The sequence below is a fragment of the Acinetobacter sp. BIGb0102 genome, assembly GCF_003815055.1.
Classification (GTDB): Bacteria; Pseudomonadota; Gammaproteobacteria; order Pseudomonadales; family Moraxellaceae; genus Acinetobacter; species Acinetobacter vivianii.
In genome coordinates this window covers 55,147-77,671 of record NZ_RKQE01000012.1, presented here as the reverse complement: position 1 = coordinate 77,671, position 22,525 = coordinate 55,147, and the positions used below count along the sequence as shown (strand labels likewise).

Here is a 22,525-nt window from a genome sequence, read left to right as displayed (position 1 = left end):
AGACTGATCAAATGAGTACAATCTTACATATCGATGCCAGTATTCGCGCTGCCAACAATCCTAACCCAAACCATAACTCTATCTCCAAAAACATTGCCCATCACTTTATACAAAGCTGGAAAAAACAGTTCGCTATAGATGAATATATTTATCGTGATGTAGGCATGAATCCACCGCCGTTTATAACTCAGGAATGGATGGGTGCAGCATTTACACCAGAACAAAAAAGAAGCACTGAACAACAACAAATACTTGGTCTTTCAGATCAATTGATTGCGGAGATTGTGGCGGCTGATCTCATCATCATTTCATCACCCATGTACAACTATGGCATGCCAGCTCAGCTCAAAGCTTGGTTTGATCAAATCGCTCGCGTGAACAAAACTTTTGATTTTGATCTTTCACGCGGTGACTTTCCCTTACAACCGACATTGTCTAGCAAAACGTTGGTGATTATTAGCTCAAGCGGTGAATTTGGTTTTGAAAAAGGCGGGGTCAGAGAACAGATGAGTCATCTCGTTCCACACTTGCATACGGTGAGCAAATATTTAGGAGTAGATAAAATCTATGAAATTGCTTCTGAATATCAGGAATTTGCGGATGATCGTCATCGACAATCCGTAGAACATGCCTATGCTAAAGCAGAACAGCTTGCGATCGCGCTCAGTCATGAATTAAATCATCTGACCGAACCCAAAGCTGTAGCGATGACTTAGTTTTGCTTAGGCCATACAACATATTATTTTTAATGAAGAGTAAGGCGACCATTCCCAGCCTTATTCTTGCAGAAGCGATACTCATTTTTCTGGGTCAACAATACGCTAAAAGTTCCAGCTCTTAGAGCGCTGGGTGAGAGTAAAAGTATTTACATGAACTATAAATACTTATTTCAAGTATCCGCTAAAATCAACCATAATGCGTTATGTATACAACTGATCGCGTAAGATAGACATATACTTTTTCCAAAGTGAGCAAGTTATTTCCCCCCTTCTGATTTGGCAACGTCAAAGTCATCAATAGAGAATACAGGATAGTTTTATGGATAAACCTATACTATGCCCCAAATGTGGTTCTACAGAAATTGAAACACGTAATCATGACAAGTTATTGAGAACTACAGGCGGCGTATTACTCACGGCCGCAGGAACCACGGCGGGTACAGTTGGTGGTGCTGCAAGTGGTGCATCAATAGGCGCAGCAATTGGTACAGTTGCTGGCCCTTTAGGTGTGATTGTCGGCGGTACGGTAGGAACGTTTGTCGGTGCAATTGGTGCAGGTATCACAGGTGGAGTAATTGGAAATATTTTCGGCAAAAAAGCAGGTGTTCTGGTCGACAAGAATATTTTTCAGGACTATCGCTGTCTGAAATGCAAATATCGTTTTAAGCAAAAAAAGTAATACATCGTTCATTTTCTTGAGTTTGGAGGATGCGTTGTTAGACCAATTCTCCAGATGCTTTCATTCACATTGAAAACCGTCTCTCATTATTTCAATTCTAATTTTATCTCCTCTGCTGTCTTATATTTCTCATTCTCATTTTTTAAACAGCTAAAGTTCAAATAAAAAAAATCCCAAGCTCTTGGGGAAGAGAATGGGATTACGATATACACATTCATCAAGAAGTTCATCGTTAGTGCGCTATTTATATCACGCTTTATTTTATAAACACATAATGTGTCACACAAACTATACATAACCGTCTATCTATTCCTATTTTATATCATTAAAGGTCATTAAATTAACCTTTCAGAACAATTAAATAATAAAAAATCTAAAAAATGAATGACAGTCCTCTTACTCTTACAGTCGACACTGAAGGTTTTTTTCGAAGATTTTCTTAAATGACAGACACAATAAAAAAGGCTTCTATAAAAAAGCCTTTTTTAAACAATAATTCAATGGAATGGAAAAGCGTTGTAGCGCAATGATTTTTTTAATTTAATTATTCTTATATTCATCACTTTCAAAATACGATTTGATCTGCTCAGCAGAACTGGTTTTCAACTTAGCCAGAATAATGCTCAGATCACGTTCAAATGTAAACTCTGCTGGTATTTCCTCATGAATCGGTGGAAGCCTCTTCACGCCCCCTTCTGTGATGCGTTCAATAAAGCCAGCTAACCACAATACAAATTCATCTTTATTCTTATAGTTGGGGACTAAACTAACATCAATACTAATATGGTCTTTGGTCGGCCTATCCTGAAAGCCTTCCACGAAATCGATGTAGTTATACAATAATTTTAAGTCGGTATCCTTAAGTTCTTCACGTAACTGTTTAACAATGAAATTAAGACAATCTTGAAGTGGAACGTTAAACTTTTTTTCCTCTTCAAAATGCCTGTAAATATTATCAGCGATACGCAAATACTGTGGCATGACGCTATCCTCATGTTGTTATGTCCCATTGAGTATGGAACTAAAAATTTAGTAGATTTGTAATGTTTTACGATAAAGATGTATTTTCTACAAACAATATATTAATAACAACATTTTAGATAGCGTAAAATTAGATGATATATCTAATTTTTCTGCTGATACTTTTGCGTTGGGCTTTCATAAGTCGTTTGTGCAACAGGTGAGACACGCCAGACCGTATTGCCCACATCGTCAGCCACTAAGAGCGCTCCTGAAAAATCAATTGCAACGCCAACTGGACGCCCCAAAGCTTGACCTTTCTCATTTAAGAAACCTGTGAGCACATCTTGCGGTTGACCATAAGGCTGTCCATTTCGAAAAGGCACGAAAATCACTTTATAACCACTATGTGGTTTACGGTTCCATGAACCATGCTGTCCAATGAATGCGCCACCACGATACTGCGGCATAAGCTCTGTTGCATAGAAGGCCAAGCCCAAAGAAGCAGTATGGTTACCTAAGGCATAATCAGGTTTTAGTGCACGTGCAACCAGCTCAGGATTTTGTGGTTTTACCCGTTTATCAACATGTTGACCATAATAGCTATACGGCCAACCATAAAAGGCACCGTCTTTAACAGAGGTCATATAATCGGGAACCAGATCACTGCCGAGTTCATCGCGTTCATTAACGACCGTCCAGAGTTGTCCACCCTGTGGTTGCCAGCCCATGCCATTTGGATTACGCAGTCCCGTTGCATAGAGTCTGACCTTTGCTGTGGCAATATCATATTCCAGAATCTGGGCCCGACCTTGTTCCTGATCCAGCCCATTTTCACCGACATTACTATTTGAACCTACCGTGATATAAAGTTTGGTTCCTTCTGGATTGGCAATCACGTTTTTAGTCCAATGATGATTGAGCGGCCCAGCGGGTAAATCCAGCATCTTGGTCCCTTTCGCCGTTATTTGGGTTGCATCCTCCTGATAGGGATAACGCATTAGCGAATCCGTATTGGCGACATAAAGCATGTTCCCCACCAGGGCCATACCAAACGGCGAATTTAAATTTTGTAGAAAAACCGTATTCTGATCTGCGATGCCATCGCCATTGCTATCTCGTAATAAGCGAATGCGATTGGCACTTGGCAATGAGGAGCCTGCACGATTCATTACCATTTTCATGATCTTTCCACGAATGCCCTTGCTATCCTCTGGTTTTGGCGGTGCATCCGTTTCAGCAACCAACACATCACCATTCGGTAATACATACAACCACCTCGGATGATCTAGTCCACTGGCAAATGCTTGAACTTTTAGACCTTCAACAGTAGTAGGCATCTTGCCCTTTGGCCAGCCTTTAGCGGGTGCAATATTGACAGTCGGGATCAATCTCGACTGCGGTTCAGGTAAAACGGGCTGTGGACCAAAACTATCGCTAATCGAATATTGAGAAGATGGTGTACAACCTGTAAATATCAAAATAAGACTGCTTCCAGTCAGGGAGAATAACAACCGTAAAGACATCAGGAATTTTCCTTGTTATTTTAATGACTACAAACAGCATAATTCGATCTATACATGAGGTATAGCTGATTTGATTAACAGATTGTCTCTAATGTAAATAAACTGTTTAAAACCTGCCTTAGCCGTTAAAATATAAACAAATACAAAGAGAAGGAAAACAGCATCAATATTATTTTAAGACCGCTTCAATATTCAGAAATTGATTTGATCTGGCAACACATTCATCGACGTGAATTGATTACCCAAAATTATGTCAAACAACAGTGTTTGCAACTCGTTGACTGTTTTTATGATGTTCAGCATTGGGATGCTTATCATCTGCAAAATGATCCGCCTAAATTAAAACAGCTCTACCACCAACAGGCAGAATTCATCGGCGCCTTTAATCAGCAAGAAAAAATGGTCGGCATTTCCGTGGTATCCAATCAGATCATTCAAGATTATCCAGATGCCAAACTTTTGCACTATTTTTATGTCGATGCCGATCAGCAAGGTCAAGGCATTGGTGCACAACTCATGCAGGCAGCGAAAATATCTGCAATAAAGCTAGGCGCAAAATATCTTTATATTTCTGCCACCCCCAGCAAGCGAACTGTTGATTTTTATATGAAACATGGCGCTCAAGTATTGGACAAACCCGATCAGCAGTTATGGCAACTCGAGCCAGAAGATATTCATTTGCTGTGTGAAATTTAAGTTTGTTGGGAAAAAATGAGAGGTATTTATGACTCATTTTTTCTTCAGCTTACTGGAGCTTTTTCTGCAGCTGCTTAAAACATTAACAGTTCGATTTGTGGCTAAATATTAAGGGTTATTCTCCTGATGAATCAAATAGAGATCGTGCACGCTTGCCAAGAAATCTTAAAAATAACCCTAGCGGATTTACAGCGTAAAAGTGAATGCATCATCACATGAAAATAAGATTAGTATTCACTCACGGAAAGATTATAGAATCGAGTTAGAAATATTTTTAAAACAGCATATCATGGATGATTTAGATTCGTTTTTTAGTTCTAGGGTGAAGTTTAAGAACCTAAAAATTCTTTCTTTGTTAGAGCAGCATAAATCTCTGACCAAAGTCGCGCAGATGATGCATATGACCACATCTGCAGTTTCCAAAGCTCTTGCAGAAATTGAAGCCAACTATGGTGAACAACTCTTCAGAAGAGAAGTTGGACAATTGGTTGCCCTGCCCGAATGTTTAATTCTGATCGACTCCTATTTAAAAATAGAAGCACAACTTCGCGAAGGTCATGACAGAATTGCCTCACTCAGAGGTGCACGTGCCAGTAAAATCTCAATCGGTATTCATGCACCTTCATTGGAAAATGCACTTGCCAATGCAATTGTACGTTTTAAACAGCTTTCTCCTGAAACAGAAATCAGTATTAAAGCTGGCGATAAAACATCTTTACTCTCTTATTTACGGGCAGGTGAAATTGATTTGGCGATTTGTCGGGCCGAAGTCGATGACCTCGAACATGATTTACGTGCAATTTTATTACATGAACACCAATTATTATTGATTGCAAGTAATGGCCTAGAAATTCCTGCCGAACATAAAGATTTAAAAGATTTGTTAGATTATCCGTGGTGTCTGACCTCACAAAGCTGTCCTGTTCGTCAATGTTTCGACGCGAATCTAGTGGCCAGAGGACTAAAACAGCCTAAAAATCTAATTGAAGTAGATAACCCACCGCATCTGATTCTAAATATCATGGAAAAATATCCTTCAATCACCGTCACGTCCAGCAATCTAGCAAGGCTGCTCCATAAAAAAAATTCTGTTCAGGTTTTAAATCGTGAATTAAGTTTCACCATCAAGCCTCAAATCATCATCTGGAATAGTCGAATTCCGCTCAACAGCAATGTTAGAAAATTACGTGATCTGATTTGTTATGAATCCAGATAAGATCGTTTAAACAGACTAAAAACTAAAGGTCCACCTCAAATCAAGATAGACCTTTATTGACTTATTTAAACTTAAATCGGAAAGGTCAACTCAGCCATTTCAATTGGCCCATCGGTCAACATCACAGGACCCTCAGGGCCAATCAAGACCGTATCGGAATGGCGAAAACCGCCCACACCTTCAATATAAAGTCCTGGTTCAATGGTAAAACACATTCCTTCCTGAATCGGACGATCATAACCTTCCGCAAAGAATGGTGCCTCATGCCCAGTAACGCCCATACCATGTCCAGTACGATGTAGCAGATAATCTCCCATTCCAGCTTTTCGGAAATAGTCATTCACAGTTCGATCAACCTCACTCATTAATTGACCGGGTTTTGCCATTTCGAAAGCAATACGGCGACCTTCCAGCATAATCTCAAACGGTTTTTTCGCATTTTCTGGCACTTTACCAAGAAAAAAGGTTCTTTCAACTTCAGCGCCGTAACCATTCATCACTGCATTTACAATCGATACATGTGGGCCGCCCGGCTCCATTCTCATATCAATATTGGTAAAGTTATGCGGATCATGAGACACACTTGGCGGCTGAAATACTGCCGAAATTCTGGTAGCGAACGGATTAAGTTCTCTACTATCGGTCAGCAAACGAGTAAAAATAAGCTCTCTCACCTGACCAATCATTTCCATCAAGTTCATACCCGGATACGCAGATGACAGTAATAGATTATGTCCTTCTGTTGCTAACTGACATGCATAAGCCAGACGTCCTTTTTCATAATCCGATTTGATCATACGTAGATCATCAATGATATCGGTACGGATACGCTCGCCAGGAATTTCAGAATAAATCTGTAAGGGACAAATTGATTCAACACCAATACGCGGATTGCTCTCAAATAGTTCTTTAAATCGATCACTCCATGCCCGACCTGCTGGCGCGGGAAATTCAAAATATGGAATAAGTTCAATCTCACTCACAGCACGAGATTGAACATGCGGAATTTCCAGTTGAGGGACAATAAATTTTGGTACACCCTTTTGAGGAATCACCAAGACAAAAGGCCGCTCATGTACTGCATTTGCAAAATTGGTTAAATAAAAAATATTATCTGGACAAAAGGATACATAATGATCAAGACCTTCCTTCTGCATCTGTTCTTGAACGCGTATTAATCTATTCTGGATTTCACTTTTAGATGGTGGATAAAATATTGGTTCAATATTCATTTTTTGCTCCTTTAAAAAATGGATTTTTGAAATAGAGTTAATTTAAAAAATTAAATTGATTTCACGATATATTTAAAGACTAGAAGGAAAACTTTAAACCCACCCCATAAGTTGAAGGATCATCTCCAGCACCACTTAATGCAATATCATTGATTGTATAAAATGAATTTTTATTATTATCGACATAGGCTGCACGAATATAAGCATCTAGGTGTTTATTAATATGATAATTGGCACCTGCCGAGTAAACCATCGCACTCCGATCTTGCTGATCAACATCACGTCGATAAACAGAGGCTTTTAAACTATACTTCGGCTGTTCAAAATTAATCGCTGCACCATAAACCTGAGCAGAAGCAGCATGTGGACTATCAGGTTTAAAATATGCTGCTGTACCAATCAGAGTTAAATTTTTATTCATTCTTCTTAGAACAAGCGCACGATAATCCTTGGTTTTAACATCGCTTAAAATCTCTCCTTTATAATTTACTGAAAAGTTGCTAATCAGTTCATTATAGGATCCACTTACTCGATTTACCCCATCATCATAAATCGCCAAAATGCCATAGTTTTTCGCATCCGTTACATAAGAACCCTCTCCAACCATCTGGTTTGGAGAATAGAGCATGGTCAACGAAGTATTTTTAAATGTTGGGGTGGTATAACTGACTGCCCGACTGGTCCTAAAATCATAATTAGGTGCACCAGCGCCAAGATCGTAAGCCTGAATCGCAATCGCTGTCGGGGTAAAAGGACCGGCAAATAACTCTTCTAATGCACCAGCAACAGCAGGCATGACTCGTCCATACACCAGCGTTCCATACTGTTTGGACTGCAAACCTAAATACTCTGCACGAGCAAAAGTCGTTTTCCGCACAAATTCCATTTTGCGTAAATCGATCATTGACTCTGCATTTCCAATAATAGACAGGTCGTCATTTAATTTAAGATTCAGTTTTAATCCTAAGCGGCTCGCATAATCCATTCCACTTTGAAACTCATGTGAGTCCTGTACATCTGAATGAGAATAATTTATCCCGTAATCCAGTACCCCATATACTTTAAAGGGAGAGTTTTCATCACCAACGCTAATATCTGCAAAAGCTGCTACTGGTAATGTGCATATACTTAAACATAAAATAGATCTAAACATTATATTTCACTCCATGAACCAACATTTTTCTATTCCTTTAAATTACACAAACTCTTTATTTTTTTAAATTGATATCTTTTCCATCGCAGTTGAATATTTTTCTACTCAAATATTTTTAGGAAAACTTATAAAAATAAAAAAACCTACTTTAAAAAAGTAGGTTTGAATAAAATATTCAAAAAAATTTAAGCCAAATTATTAAGTCACGCTCAATTAAAATTTAATTTTTTATTTTAACTACGCCTGATAAGCGAAACAATCATATCAATAACTCAAACAACCAGTTGTGATGCACGTAATTTGATACCTCGATGACAGAGTAACAGTGAGGTAATCGAAATTATCGCTGCAACCGAGAGATAAATCACAGGCGCCTGTAAATTGCCTTTACTCAATGCATAGGTTGATACAATCGGGGATAAAGCACCAAATAAAGTAACACCCACGTTATAACCAAGTCCTATTCCTAAAGCACGTTGTCTGGCTGGGAAATAGTCTGAAATAAATGGGAAATAGCCACCGATCATCAAGCCCAAACCACTGGCACACACAAGCTGGAACAAGAACAAGCGACTTGCGGAAGGTACTGCCAATAAATATTCATAAAGCGGAATACCGATAAACGCACAGAGAATGACACCGGTATACATCACTACCATTCGGTTTGATTTATCTGACCAAATGCCGCCGATAATTGAAAATATAATGATGAACAGTGTCGCCAATGTTGAACTTGCGGTACCAATAACAGGTTCAATCCCCATCCCTTGCTTAGCAAAAGATGGCATAAAGATAATCACCAGATAAACCACAGCGGAACCAAAACCAGAAAGCGAAGCGACCAGCATCACTCTTTGAAAAATCTGACCGAATGTTAATTTAGGCACGACTTTATTGGCCTGATCTTGAACCAGTACCTCACTTTCCTCCATATAGCGACGTAAATATAAACCTAGAGGTATAACTGCAAGACCAATGAAGAAACCAATTCTCCAGCCCCAGTCTAAAGTGGCTGCTTGCCCCAAAATGCCATAAATCGATAATGCGATACCAGAACCTGTTGCAAGCGCAAGATAAGTTGAACTATTAAATAACGCGCCATAATATCCTCTACGCTGTTTAGGACAACTTTCCATTACCAAAGAAACAGCAGCGCCAAATTCTCCTGATGCAGCAAGTCCAGCAACCAATCTTCCCAACACCACCATGGCTGTACCGAGATATCCACTTTGCGAATAAGGCGGAGCCACCGCAATTAAAAGAGTACCTACCCCCATCAACATGACGGTTAAAATCATTGCTGATTTACGACCTTTACGATCTGCATAACGTCCAATGAAATAAGCACCGAGTGGTCTGACCAAAAAGCCCACTGCAAAAGTGGTAATCGCCGCTAAAGTCGATAAAATTTCATTTTCAGCAGGGAAAAAATTATGTGCGATCGCGAGAGCGAAATATCCATATAACGTAAAATCAAGCCATTCCAGAAAGTTACCCGCAGATAATCCGAGAAATGAGCGTCTATTAATCGTGTGCTTTTCTGTACGCATGATGGTCTCTCCTGACCTAGCATCTATTTGTTAAATTAAAGCTACACAAAAGTACGAAACTATAAAATTGACAAATTTTCCATCGTGGTTGAGTTTTTTTCTATTCACGTTTTCTCTAAATTACAAAGCGCTATATTCAGATGATGAACTGTATTTTTATTTATTAAACATATGAACAGTCTTTGCAAGCAGATGATATGAGATCAACTGATTTCCCCCTCGGATCTGCATTGCTAATCAGTGCTTACAAGTTACGGTAACACCTCCAAAGTAATATTTTACCTATCCAAACCAAATAGAATAAAAACCAAATTCTCTCCTAAACCACTGTAATTAATATTTTTTAGCTAACAAGCTGGTCCTTTTAATCTGATTTACCCTATCCCAAAATCGTGATGAATTGCCCTATTTCCGCTATTTTTAATTTCATCATTTAGACTTATGCTGGAAACATAAATATGGATGAGACAAAGAGTCCCTCTACTTTTTTGAATTTTAGCATTCAGTAGATTGGAGCAGCGCATTGAGTAATAGATCACAGTCAAATATGGATGGAATACAGTTTCCAATTCAGCCCGGCAGAAACAAGCCCAGTACGACAGATACCGCAAAGAAAATCTTATACGCAGCACTAAAAAGTGTCGATTCTCCCTACGCCACTCAATTAACCGCCGAAAAAAACTGGAGAAAGAAATATCCAGTTTATTTTCAAGAGCTGGTGAAAGTAGGCATTCGTTCTGTACAGAATCCTCTTCTCATTGCTCAGCAAGGCTTGGATACAGCTAAAAAGTCATTTCACTTTCATCGTGCTGGACAGCAAACGTCTTTAGAACAGGCCATGGCTGATGTTAAAGAACAGCCTTTTGAAAACTTTGTGCTAAAAGGTACAGGCAGCCCGACGATTGAGCCTTGGTATATTCCGTTTAAAGGACAAAAACTGCAAGGTGATGCCTTACTTAAGCAGATTGATCGCTGGGAACAGCAACAGATCATCGAACCCAGTCATGCCAAAGCGCTACGTCTGTTGCAGGCTCATCCAGAATGGTTTGATTTATCCTCTCGGACTATGGTGCTCTTCGGGGCAGCGTCTGAAGCGGGGCCTTTAAGCTGGTTAGCCAAATGGCGTGCCAATATTGTTGCGATTGACTTACCGAATCCAAAAATCTGGCAAAAAATTACCAACACCATTCAACAAGGCAATGCCACACTGATTGCACCGCAAATCACTTTGCAAAATGGTGAAAAACAGCTGGGTGCAAATCTTCTGACTCAAACACCAGAAATTGCAAACTGGTTAAATACATTTGAGCAACGTTTAGATCTGGCTGGGATTGCATATCTGGATGGTGAAAAACATGTTCGTGTTTCTATTGCCATGATCAGCATTATGGAGCAGGTCAGCCGTCAAAAAGCCGATAGCAGCATCATGTTTATGCTAACGCCAACCGACATTTATGCCATTCCAGAATCGGTTGTAGCGTCGATCCAGCAGAAAATTAAACAGCGTCCACTTGTCGAAAAATTACTGACTAAATCGATTCATAACATCTCGTTAAGTCATTTTTTTAAATCGAATATCGAACAGTTGATTGAATCAGATAACGGCCAAAAATATGGTATTTCGGATTGTATGGTGATTGAACAAGGCCCTAACTATGCCCTTGCGAAACGCCTGCAACAGTGGTTTGCCATTTATACCCGCGCGCGTGGTCAAAAAACGGTTATCAATATTGCACCGTCAACCACCACACATTCGGTTGTTAAGAATCCAATTCTTAAGGCGGCTTTTTCAGGGGCTGATTTGTTTAAGGTCGAAACCTTTAGTCCTGAAACCACAAATGCCATTATGGCTGCGCTGTGGGTACATGATTTAAATAATCCTGAGAGTGCAACCAATCCAGAAAGATCACTCGAACATCCTTTAGAGCTGATTATGGAAAATGCGAATCATGGTGGTTTATGGCATGTTCCTTATTTGGCGAGAACCGCGCTGCCATTTGCTGCAGCTTATGGCTGGGTGAGAGAGAAGTTTTAGTTTTAGAACCAAAAACTCCAATGAGAAATATTAAAAAAGAGAGCGGATAGACGCTCTCTTTTTTATCACACGAGATTCAAGATTAAATCGATGCTTATTGCTTAAACTTTTTAATGCTTTTAGAAAGATGAGCTCGCATCATTTGTCGAGCTAACAAACCATCTTGATCGACAATTGCGTTATAAATATTGACATGATCATGGTGAACCGCTTTTAAATATTCTTCACGGTTTTCAGGGCTTTGCTCAATAGATTTCAGGCGTGCGCGCGGAATAATTTTTTCACCCAGATACTTTAAAAAATCGACGAAATATTGATTTTCAGAAGCTTCAGCAATCGCAATATGGAAATCATAATCAGCTTTTACAGTACCATCATTTGCATCTGAAGAAATATGATGCTCAAAGTCCTCAAGCGCAGCTTTCATTTTATCAATGTGAATTTGCTTACGGCGCTCTGAGGCTAAAAACACAGCTTCAGATTCAAGACTAATCCGAAGCTCAAGTAAAGAAACAATATCGTTAATAGTTTCTAAGCTGGCATTCGACAGCAAAAAATTCTGTTCAATGGTTTGTTCTCTGACAAAAGTCCCAATCCCGTGACGGGTCTCCACAAAACCTAAAGAGCGCAACTCGGTAATAGCTTCACGAATGACAGAACGGCTGACTTCAAATGTTTCAATCAATTCCAGTTCCGTTGGAATCTTCTCTCCAACTTTAAATTCTCCAGACTGAATTTTTTCGATTAGTTGTTCTACAATAATCTGACTTAGTTTTTTTGTTGATCTAGGTTTAATTGCGCTAGACATAATCTGAAGAACTCATGAAATATTTAAAAAAATTAGAAAATTCATTCTACTATAATCTTAACCGATAGTCATATTTGCTTTTTTATTCCCCTAAACACCTAAAATTTAATTCATTTATGTTACTCATGCACTTTCATTCAACGAGAAAGATACGAACACTTGCACTTGGTAAAATAGTGGTGACTAGCTGATTTAATGAGAAATATGCAGCTCAATACTTTAGCTTGAGCTGCACAATCCTTTAAATTTGAGCCTGACTTAACTGCCCATTCACCAGACGATTAATCTGTAGCGGATTACTATCTTTTAACGCATCGGGTAACAATACTTGTGGCGTATTCTGGAAACAGACTGGACGTAAGAAACGTTCAATTGCGCCCGTACCGACCGACGTTCCACGCGCATCACTGGTTGCAGGGAAAGGACCACCATGCACCATCGCATCAGATACCTCAACTCCTGTCGGGAAGCCATTAAACAATACACGACCCGCTTTACCAGTTAACAAATGAAGAAGCTCGCCTGCCTCAGATAATTCATTTTCATCGCCAATAATCGTTGCCGTAAGCTGCCCGCCTAAAGCCTCAATCCCTTTTAACAAAGTCGCCTCATCGTCCACGCCAATCACAATGGACATTGGCCCGAAAACTTCATGTTGTAGTTTTGGGTTGCCTGACAATAAAACCGATTGATCCGCTTTAAATAGATGGGCTTTTGCTTGAGAAATGAGCTCAGCTTCTTGCCCTGTCGCAATCACTTCAAAACCAGCTTCACTGTTTAAAGCATCGATACCTTGACGGTAGCTTTTTAAAGTCCCTTCATTCAGCATGACCTGTGGCACAGCTTTTTGCGTACTTTCAGCTAAAGTTGCCACGAAACTGTCAAATTCAGGACCTTGTACGCCTAAAATTAACCCTGGTTTTGTACAGAACTGACCACATCCCATATTAAACGAGGCAACCGTGTCCTGAGCAATTTGTTCTCCACGAGAACTCAGTGCTTGAGATAAAACTACGACTGGATTCACACTCGACATTTCAGCAAAGAATGGAATCGGCTGAGGACGGCTCTGCGCAAGGTTATAAAGCGCCATGCCACCTTCTAATGAACCTGTAAAACCAGCAGCTTGAATCAGTGGATGTTCTACCAAGTTTGCACCAACACGAGATCCAAAAATCATGTTGAATGTACCTTTAGGCATATCGCAAACTTCAATTGCTTTTTCAATGGCTTCTGCAACAAGCTCGGCAGTCGCCATATGTCCAGAATGCGCCTTAAACACAACTGAACATCCTGCAGCTAAAGCAGCCACGGTATCTCCACCGGCAGTTGAAAATGCAAGAGGGAAATTACTCGCACCAAACACAGCAACTGGCCCTACTCCAACTTTGTATTGACGTAAATCAACACGCGGCAAAGGCTTACGTTCTGGCAATGCCACATCAATACGAGCACCATAAAAATCGCCGCGGCGTAAAAGTTCAGCAAACAGTCGTAGCTGACCAGTAACACGGCCGGTTTCCCCTTGAAGACGAGCAAGCGGCAAGCCTGTTTCAAGTGAAGCGACTTCTTGCAAATTCGCACCTAACGCCTCGATTTGACGAGCAACTTCTTCAAGAAAAGAGGCACGTTGCGCTTGAGATGTTTGGCTATACACTGCAAAAGCGTTATGCGCAGCTTGAGCAGCTTGATCCACCTCTTCAAGTGTTGCCTGACTAAAAACATAACCAGTTGGTTGATAGTCTTTTGCACCCACACTTTCTAGAGCGGGTGTATTTGCAGCAACGCGTTGACCATTAATAAACTGTCGACCATTATTTTTACTCATTTTAAAGCTCCAATGCCTAAACAGATAGAATTATTGCGGACCAAGTGTCGCAATGAGAGCAGCCAAATCTTCATAGTCTGCTGGAGTTAAATCACTTAATGGTGGACGCACTGGACCAGCATCGTGTCCAACAATTTTGGCGCCTGCCTTAATCATGCTGACGGCATAACCTGATTTACGGTCGCGAATTTTAATCAGTGGCAAGAAGAAATCTTTAATTAAGCGATTGGTTGTTTCAAAGTCATCACTGCGAAGTGCGTTATAAAACTCCATTGCAGTCTTTGGAATAAAGTTAAATACAGCTGATGAATAAACTGGGCAACCTAAGGCTTTATATGGCGCTGCAAAAACCTCTGCTGTTGGCAAGCCACCTAAATATGACAAACGGTCACCCATCGTTTGAGTCACTGCCGTCATCATATCGATTTGACCAGAGCTGTCTTTAAAGCCGATTAAGTTTGGGCACATCTCGGCTAACTTTTGGATTGAATCGAGATTTAATCTTGAAACGCTACGGTTATAAAAAATTACGCCAAAGTCGACTGAATTACAGACTTGCTTAACGTGTTCGATCAAACCTTCTTGGCTTGCTTCAGTTAAGTAATGCGGCATTAACAAAATACCGTGTGCACCTAAACGCTCTGCTTCTTTTGCCTGTTCAATCGCCTGACGTGTCGGACCACCCGCCCCAGCAATAATCGGTACACTGCCTTTACAAGTATCAACCGCTGTTTTAATTACGTCAGCGTATTCATTTCCAGTTAACGAGAAAAACTCACCTGTACCACCCGCAGCAAATAATGCACTTGCGCCATAAGGCGCTAACCATTCAAGACGTTTTGCATAAGAAGATTTATTAAAGTCCCCATTTTGGTCAAAGTCGGTCACTGGAAAAGAAAGAAGACCATCAGAAACAATGTTTTTTAACTCAAGAGCATCCATTACAAAATATCCATCTGTGCTTATGTTGTCAGACATCTTACATCATAAGTTTTCTTCTGATCAATATCTTTTTCCCATGAAAGTTTAAAATTTTAAAAAAGATTAATTTTTTCCAAAATATGACAACACAACTACTTGTTTTATAAAATATTTAAAAAATCTTTTACTGAAAAAGCGAATAAATAGACATAAAAAAGCTGCTCGTATGAGCAGCAAAGTTTGAAAACAATCAAAAAAGCCAATTATCTAGACATATTGCTAAAAATTAACGAACCAGACATGGCTTTTTATTATTAAACGACCAGTTAGGAATTAAATATTGCATTGCATCGGCATCATTACGAGCCCCTAAACCTTTTAATTTATACAGTTCATGTGCTTGATTAATACGATCCCAGTCCAACTCGACACCAAGTCCCGGTGCTGTTGGCACCTGAATTTTACCGTCTTTAATTTCAAGCGGCGCTTTCGTTAGCTGATCTGTACCTTCTTGCCAAATCCAGTGCGTATCAATTGCCGTTACCTTGCCTACCGCCGCGGCTGCAACATGGGTAAACATCGCAAGTGAAATATCAAAGTGGTTATTCGAATGTGAACCCCACGTTAAATTGTACATATTACAGAGCTGTGAAACTCGAACCGAGCCTTCCAATGTCCAGAAATGCGGATCAGCCAAAGGAATATCAACGGCTTGCAATTGAATACTATGCGACATTTCTCGCCAGTCGGTCGCAATCATATTGGTCGCTGTGGGTAAACCTGTGGCACGTTTAAACTCGGCCATAATTTCACGGCTTGAATAACCTTGTTCTGCACCGCACGGGTCTTCTGCATAGGCCAACACACCTTTAAGATGCTTACCTAAAGCAATGGCTTCGTCTAAAAACCATGCCCCGTTTGGATCAAGCGTCACACGCGCTTCTGGAAAACGGCGCGCGATAGCTGTAACAGCTTCAGCTTCTTGTTCGCCCTGTAATACACCACCTTTTAATTTAAAGTCTTTAAAACCATAACGGTCATAAGATGCTTCTGCCAAACGCTGTACAGCCTCAGGTGTTAACGCTTTTTCATGACGAACTTTATACCAATCATGGTTATGCTGAGGTGTTGTCGCATAGTCTAATGAAGTCTGTTTTCGGTCACCGATAAAGAACAAATATCCGAGAACTTCAACTTCACTACGTTGCTGACCTTCACCTAATAAGCTTGCAACATTTACATTTAAATGCTTACCAAGCAAATCAAGTAGAGCCGACTCATAAGCCGTTACAACATGAATTGTAGTACGTAAATCAAAGGTTTGATTGCCGCGTCCACCGCTGTCGCGGTCAGCAAAAGTTTGCTGAATTTTTTTAAGTAGATTTTTATATTCCCCAATCGGCTGTCCTTCTACCAAGGCTTTCGCATCATTTAATGTCGCTAAAATTTTTTCTCCGCCCGGAATTTCTCCAACCCCAATATTTCCAGAATTATCCTCAATAATAAGTATGTTACGAGTGAAATACGGTCCATGAGCGCCACTCAAATTGAGCAGCATACTGTCATGTCCAGCAACGGGAATTGCTCGAATTGATTTAACGATAGGTGTAGAGGTCGCCATTAAAATACTCCTTGGCATATTGAGATTATTTTCATTTGTAGAACTTATAAGACATCATATGACTTGTCAATATAATGCGTCGAAAAATTATTTTTATCACTCTACTTGCCAAAATAATATTTTTAATCATATGATGTCATACATCTAAGGCGCGGTTTAGAATAGGACTTTAGGATAGAGACAGAAATTTCATTTCTCCTTTATCCTATCGATGAATTTGACATGACGTCACCTATTTCACGGATATGCAAATAGGTCGATTATTAAAAGAGTTTGTATATGGATAATTTGCAAACAAATCTTGCTGCTGTAAGTCAGCCAAGAGCAAAACATAATAAAACGCGCTATTACATTTTAGCGATGATTTTTTTAGTTACTTCATTAAATTACGGTGATCGGGCGACGCTTTCGATGGCTGCCGCCCCGATGTCGCAAGAGCTTGGTTTAAGCACTGTGACCATGGGATATATCTTCTCTGCATTTGGCTGGGCATATGTCATCGGTCAAATTCCAGGTGGATGGTTACTCGACAAATTCGGTGCACGGAGAGTTTATTTCTGGAGCATTCTGCTCTGGTCATTTTTCACGATTCTCTTAGGTTTTGTTGATATTTTAGGTTCTATCCCTCTTATTATTGCTTCATTATTTATCTTACGTTTCTTGGTTGGATTATCTGAAAGTCCTGCATTTCCGGGCAATAGCCAGATTGTTGCAGCGTGGTTCCCAACCAAAGAACGCGGAACTGCCGCAGCGATATTTAACTCGGCTCAATATTTTGCCACTGTCATATTTGCACCATTCATGGGATGGTTGGTTGCCCATATTCATTGGCAATCTGTGTTTTGGATTATGGGTGGACTAGGCATTGTGATTGCTTTTATCTGGTTAAAAGTCATTTATAGCCCAGAAAAGCATCCTACGATTAACTCAGATGAGTTCAAATATTTACAAGCAGGCGGCGCCATTACCAGCATGGGTGAAAATCAGCTTAAGGTTACTGATGAAAACAACAAGATGAATTTTAAAAATATTAAGAAACTACTCTCCTCTCGTATGCTTCTCGGTATTTTTATTGCTCAATATTGTATTACCTGCTTAACCTATTTCTTTATTACTTGGTTCCCTGTTTACCTTGTAAAAGAACGCCAAATGTCAATTTTAGAAGCTGGTTTTGCGGCTGTATTACCAGCGCTTTGTGGATTTATTGGTGGCGTATTAGGCGGTGTGATTTCCGATAAACTCATCAAGATGAATAAATCTCTGACCTTCTCTCGCAAATTCCCCATTATTTTTGGCATGTTGCTATCAACCAGTATCGTGGTTTGTAACTATGTCGATTCGCAAACAGCCATCTTGTTCTTCATGTCACTGGCCTTTTTTGGCAAAGGTTTTGGTGCCTTAGGTTGGGCAGTCATGTCGGATGTTGCGCCAAAAGAAATGGTTGGTTTGTCAGGTGGATTATTTAATACCTTCGGCAATACAGCGGGCATTGTGATCCCTATTGCGATTGGCTATATCATCAATTCGACAGGCTCTTTCAATGGTGCACTTGTTTTTGTAGGTATACATGCGGTCATCGCAATTATTTGCTACCTGTTTATGGTCGGCAAAATCCAGCGCTTCGAGTTAAAACCTACCTCTTAAAATTTTAGGTCATAACGTTTAAAGAAACTAAGCGTTATGACTCCCTCTTCAAATGTATACAAGGAACGATCATGCTGAAGCCTCTCCTCATAAAAATTAGTCCTCTTGATAATGTAGCCATTGTAGTAAATGACGGCGGTTTACCATCCTCTACAACTATTGAAGAATACCAACTCACCTTGGTTGATCATGCGCCACAGGGACATAAAGTTTTATTAGAGTCATTAAAACAAGGGGAAGCAATTGTTCGTTATGGCGAAGTTATTGGCTATGCCAATAAAGATTTACCCGCAGGTTCATGGGTAAATGAAGCTGTTACCGAAATGCCTGAGGCACCTGAATTAGATGATCTTGAGTTAGCAACTCGTCCTGATCCAAAGCTTCCAGCCTTGAGCGGATATACATTTAAAGGTTATAAAAATAAGGATGGCAGCGTCGGCACAAAGAATATTTTAGGTATTACGACTAGTGTGAACTGTGTCGAAGGTATTGTCGATTATGTCGTTAAAATTATTGAACGTGATTTACTTCCTAAATATCCAAATGTAGATGGTGTAGTCGGATTAAACCATTTATATGGTTGTGGTGTGGCAATTGATGCACCTGCTGCAATTGTTCCTATTCGCACAATTCATAATCTTGCACTCAACCCTAATTTTGGTGGAGAAATTATGGTTGTGAGTCTGGGCTGCGAAAAAATGCAACCCGAACGACTTTTAAATATTCCTAAAGAAAACAAATATATTCCCCTAGCAAACGAAGATATTATTCAGTTGCAAGATGAACGCCACAACGGTTTTGAAAGTATGGTCAACCATATTTTATCCGTGGCAGAACAACATCTTGAAAAGCTTAATCAACGTACTCGAGAAGAAGTTTCAGCTTCTCATTTGGTTGTAGGCATGCAATGTGGTGGGAGTGATGCATTTTCTGGAGTCACCTCTAACCCTGCCGTTGGTTTCGCAGCTGACCTGATTGTGCAATGTGGCGGTACAGTCATGTTCTCTGAAGTTACGGAAGTCCGCGATGGTATTCACCTACTTACTCCACGTGCAGCAAGTGAACAAGTTGCCAAAGATCTAATTCGGGAAATGAAATGGTACGATGACTACTTAGCAGCAGGCCAAGTCGACCGAAGTGCCAACACCACACCGGGTAATAAAAAAGGTGGGTTGAATAACATTGTTGAAAAAGCGATGGGATCGATCGCAAAATCAGGCCGCTCAGCTATTGTAGAAGTTCTCGCACCGGGCCAAAGACCGACTAAAAAAGGTTTAATCTTTGCGGCAACCCCCTCAAGCGACTTTATCTGTGGTACGCAGCAAATGGCCTCTGGAATTACGGTTCAAGTATTCACAACGGGCCGCGGTACACCTTATGGGTTGGCTGCCGTGCCGGTCATTAAAATGGCAAGTCGAAACAATATTGCAAACCGTTGGTATGACCTGATTGATATCAGTGCTGGCGATATTGCCATTGGCAAGAAAACCATTGAAGAAGTAGGTTGGGAACTTTTTGAACTAATTCTACAAGTGGCGAGTGGAGAGCAACAAACGTGGTCGGACCGTTGGGGTATTCATAACTCACTCGCTGTATTTAACCCAGCACCAGTGACCTAATAAAGTTTAAAAGATGAGGCATATCACCTCATCTTTTTCACATTTCCCATATTAATTACGACACATTTCCCTCAAACCAATCACTGCTGCTAAAATAATCCTGAAAGCCAAGAACTCATTTGTATATGCAAAACCAGTCTGCTCCGACACAGCCCTCGACTCAAATTGGAAAAGCCTTGCTTTGTCTTTTGACATCAGCATTCTTGTTTTCCATTATGGGAGTGTGCATTCGTTTTGCGTCTCAAACCGTGGACAATGCCACAGTTGTGTTTTTTAGAAATGCAGTGGGTTTATTTATTTTTATCCCAATGCTGTTTAAACAAGGATTAGACTTCGTTAAAACAGATAAACTCTGGATGCATACTTGGCGAAGTTTGGTGGGTCTTGCTGCAATGTATGGTTTTTTCTATGCCATTGCCAACCTAAAACTCTCGAATGCTATGGTTTTCAGCTATTCCTCTCCTATTTTTATTCCACTGATTGCATGGCTTTTTTTAAAAGAAAAAATCACTAAATCAATGATTTTTGCTGCTCTTATTGGGTTGGTTGGAGTTTTATTTGTTGCCAAACCCGATCAAGGCTTATTTAACGAATTGTCTTTTATTGGCATAGGTGCGTGCTTTTTATCGGCCATGGCCTTTGTTACCGTAAGAGCTTTAACCAGTACAGAGCCACCTGAACGAATTGTATTTTACTTCTGCATTTTTGGTACTTTAATTTCATCTATTCCAATGTTCTGGCACTGGCGTATTTTCACTTGGCACGAATTAAGTCTACTCATTGCTGCAGGACTTTTAGCCAACATTAGCCAACTTTTTATGTCATATGCTTATAGCTTAGCGCCAGCAGGACAAATTGGCCCAATGAATTATATTGCTATTATTTTTGCAGGGATTTGGGGATTTATTTTTTGGCATGAATTACCCGATCTATTCAGCATTATTGGCATATGTATTATTTTATTTGCAATACTACTTTGCAGCCCAAGATTTAGAAAATAACTTATTGATTATTAAAATTTAAGAGAAAAAAGGTATTTCTCTCAATACTTTGGAAGTTAAAATCTTAACTTTTTGGAGTTTCGTTCTAGGGAACTTTTGGAGCAAACTAGCAGAAAATTAATTTTAAGAATAATATCTGTATCATTCCTAAAGAACGTATGAAAGCAGATAAGGAAAAAATGATTTCAGTTAATGAACTAAAGACAAAATATGCTGGCGCTTTAGCTTGGTCACTTGGGGATAATCCAGCTATGGCTGATGAACTAGCGGACCTTATTATGAAAGGTTTTAAGACCGCATCATGTAGCTCCTTGACTTCCTATCAATCTGAGATCCCACCTATTACTGTTGGGAGTTACGGAATTATTCTCAATGGTGCCCAAAAACCAGTTTGTGTGATTAGAATAACTTCAATGTATTTAATAAAATTTAACGAAGTAACAGAAAAATTTGCAAATAAAGAAGGCGAAGGTGATCTAACACTCGATTACTGGCGAAGAGAACATAAAGCTTTTTTCACCAGAGAAGGTTGGTTTTCTGAAAAAATGGAATTAGTTGCAGAGGAGTTTGAGCTGATAGAGGTTTTATAATTATCAAACATTTTCAATTGATCAAAAATTATTGGTTGAATGGTGAGCTATCAAATCCATCCTGTAGGTACACTTAAGACTAAAAAGTCACGGAATAAAGTCCGTTCTCGAACAATATATATTCGTAGTCACAAAATAAAAGATGCTATTGGGCCCTACTCTGTCCCTTAAAAAGCAAAAATAAGGTCAAATCAAGTCAGATAGATTCAAAAAACTGTCCTTTTAGCGGCTTTTGTATTTGGAACTTGAAAAATAAAGTGCAGTCACAATATAGAAGAATAAGCGTATATTTTGCTGATTGGTTAGAAATTAAGATTTAAATTCTAGCGATCTATGTTATGATTGCGCTGTACTTTGGGGATGTTTCTGGCTTCGACGCTGGTGATGAAACTCATAGATGCATGCCGAGAGCGCATTTTCTCTCGTAAATAAAATTTGCATTTTAATAGTCGCAAACGACGAATCATACGCTCTAGCTGCCTAAGGGCAGCTTGTCCGCTTCACTGAATACTTGTGGTCAGTGAACCCGACTGAAGCGCACGCACACAAGTCCGTATAGAGTCAAGCCTCGGGGCTTTATACCAAACTTAGAGGATCGCGCTTTGTACCCTGTTCGTCGGGTCGCTTAGTGTTAAAACAATAGACGATATCTAAGCATGTAGTATTCTCGAGCGTAATGCTGGCGGACGCGGGTTCAACTCCCGCCATCTCCACCAAAATATTATTC

At 39.8% G+C, this 22,525-nt stretch carries 18 protein-coding genes and 1 other RNA gene; 10 read left to right on the top strand and 9 right to left on the bottom strand.

Annotated elements, in window-relative coordinates:
- Window positions 1-11: 11 nt before the first annotated feature.
- A complete protein-coding gene (locus EC846_RS09280; RefSeq protein ID WP_123774987.1) occupies window positions 12-716 on the top strand; it encodes an FMN-dependent NADH-azoreductase in 705 nt (234 codons plus the stop codon).
- Window positions 717-1,038: 322 nt separating this feature from the next.
- Window positions 1,039-1,398 (top strand): hypothetical protein, encoded by a 360-nt coding sequence (locus EC846_RS09275; protein ID WP_005256487.1) that lies wholly within the window; start codon window positions 1,039-1,041, stop codon window positions 1,396-1,398.
- Window positions 1,399-1,938: 540 nt separating this feature from the next.
- On the opposite strand, the gene EC846_RS09270 is transcribed toward EC846_RS09275, so the two are convergent.
- Complete coding sequence (locus EC846_RS09270) at window positions 1,939-2,379, bottom strand: hypothetical protein (RefSeq protein ID WP_123774986.1); 441 nt, start codon at window positions 2,377-2,379, stop codon at window positions 1,939-1,941.
- Window positions 2,380-2,522: 143 nt separating this feature from the next.
- Window positions 2,523-3,884 (bottom strand): PQQ-dependent sugar dehydrogenase, encoded by a 1,362-nt coding sequence (locus EC846_RS09265; protein WP_123774985.1) that lies wholly within the window; start codon window positions 3,882-3,884, stop codon window positions 2,523-2,525.
- Window positions 3,885-4,052: 168 nt separating this feature from the next.
- On the opposite strand from EC846_RS09265, the gene EC846_RS09260 reads away from it, so the two are divergent.
- Both EC846_RS09260 and EC846_RS09255 read left to right on the top strand, forming a co-directional pair.
- The gene (locus EC846_RS09260) at window positions 4,053-4,580 is read left to right on the top strand and encodes a GNAT family N-acetyltransferase (RefSeq protein WP_123774984.1); all 528 of its coding nucleotides are present in this window, start codon (window positions 4,053-4,055) and stop codon (window positions 4,578-4,580) included.
- A 289-nt stretch (window positions 4,581-4,869) separates the two neighbouring features.
- Window positions 4,870-5,796 (top strand): LysR family transcriptional regulator, encoded by a 927-nt coding sequence (locus EC846_RS09255; protein ID WP_123774983.1) that lies wholly within the window; start codon window positions 4,870-4,872, stop codon window positions 5,794-5,796.
- Between the two features lie 71 nt (window positions 5,797-5,867).
- Here the strand turns inward: EC846_RS09255 and EC846_RS09250 are convergent, their stop codons facing one another.
- The 3 genes from EC846_RS09250 to EC846_RS09240 form a co-directional block, all read right to left on the bottom strand.
- Complete coding sequence (locus EC846_RS09250) at window positions 5,868-7,028, bottom strand: M24 family metallopeptidase (protein ID WP_062846704.1); 1,161 nt, start codon at window positions 7,026-7,028, stop codon at window positions 5,868-5,870.
- A 79-nt stretch (window positions 7,029-7,107) separates the two neighbouring features.
- Window positions 7,108-8,181, bottom strand: a complete 1,074-nt coding sequence (locus tag EC846_RS09245) for a porin (RefSeq protein ID WP_123774982.1) — start codon at window positions 8,179-8,181, stop codon at window positions 7,108-7,110.
- Between the two features lie 272 nt (window positions 8,182-8,453).
- Window positions 8,454-9,731, bottom strand: a complete 1,278-nt coding sequence (locus EC846_RS09240; protein ID WP_123774981.1) for an MFS transporter — start codon at window positions 9,729-9,731, stop codon at window positions 8,454-8,456.
- A 523-nt stretch (window positions 9,732-10,254) separates the two neighbouring features.
- Here EC846_RS09240 and EC846_RS09235 point away from each other — a divergent pair.
- Window positions 10,255-11,766 (top strand): hypothetical protein, encoded by a 1,512-nt coding sequence (locus tag EC846_RS09235; protein ID WP_123774980.1) that lies wholly within the window; start codon window positions 10,255-10,257, stop codon window positions 11,764-11,766.
- 94 nt (window positions 11,767-11,860) lie between these two features.
- Here EC846_RS09235 and EC846_RS09230 read toward each other — a convergent pair whose 3' ends face one another.
- The 4 genes from EC846_RS09230 to gudD form a co-directional block, all read right to left on the bottom strand.
- Window positions 11,861-12,574 carry a FadR/GntR family transcriptional regulator gene (locus EC846_RS09230; RefSeq protein WP_123774979.1) on the bottom strand — a complete coding sequence of 238 codons (714 nt, stop codon included), beginning with the start codon at window positions 12,572-12,574 and terminating at the stop codon, window positions 11,861-11,863.
- Window positions 12,575-12,815: 241 nt separating this feature from the next.
- Window positions 12,816-14,402: an aldehyde dehydrogenase (NADP(+)) gene (locus EC846_RS09225; protein ID WP_123774978.1), complete on the bottom strand. Its 1,587-nt coding sequence runs from the start codon at window positions 14,400-14,402 to the stop codon at window positions 12,816-12,818.
- Window positions 14,403-14,432: 30 nt separating this feature from the next.
- Complete coding sequence (gene kdgD / locus EC846_RS09220; RefSeq protein ID WP_005256467.1) at window positions 14,433-15,344, bottom strand: 5-dehydro-4-deoxyglucarate dehydratase; 912 nt, start codon at window positions 15,342-15,344, stop codon at window positions 14,433-14,435.
- 265 nt (window positions 15,345-15,609) lie between these two features.
- A complete protein-coding gene (gene gudD, locus EC846_RS09215; protein ID WP_123774977.1) occupies window positions 15,610-16,944 on the bottom strand; it encodes a glucarate dehydratase in 1,335 nt (444 codons plus the stop codon).
- Window positions 16,945-17,223: 279 nt separating this feature from the next.
- Here gudD and EC846_RS09210 point away from each other — a divergent pair, with 279 nt between their 5' ends.
- From EC846_RS09210 to ssrA, 5 genes are all read left to right on the top strand, one after another.
- A complete protein-coding gene (locus EC846_RS09210; protein WP_123774976.1) occupies window positions 17,224-18,588 on the top strand; it encodes an MFS transporter in 1,365 nt (454 codons plus the stop codon).
- A 71-nt stretch (window positions 18,589-18,659) separates the two neighbouring features.
- The gene (gene garD / locus EC846_RS09205; protein WP_123774975.1) at window positions 18,660-20,207 is read left to right on the top strand and encodes a galactarate dehydratase; all 1,548 of its coding nucleotides are present in this window, start codon (window positions 18,660-18,662) and stop codon (window positions 20,205-20,207) included.
- A 125-nt stretch (window positions 20,208-20,332) separates the two neighbouring features.
- A complete protein-coding gene (locus EC846_RS09200) occupies window positions 20,333-21,208 on the top strand; it encodes a DMT family transporter (RefSeq protein WP_123774974.1) in 876 nt (291 codons plus the stop codon).
- A gap of 158 nt (window positions 21,209-21,366) precedes the next feature.
- Window positions 21,367-21,798 (top strand): ASCH domain-containing protein, encoded by a 432-nt coding sequence (locus EC846_RS09195; RefSeq protein ID WP_228200674.1) that lies wholly within the window; start codon window positions 21,367-21,369, stop codon window positions 21,796-21,798.
- A gap of 356 nt (window positions 21,799-22,154) precedes the next feature.
- Window positions 22,155-22,514, top strand: a transfer-messenger RNA (tmRNA) gene (ssrA, locus tag EC846_RS09190).
- Window positions 22,515-22,525 lie beyond the last annotated feature (11 nt).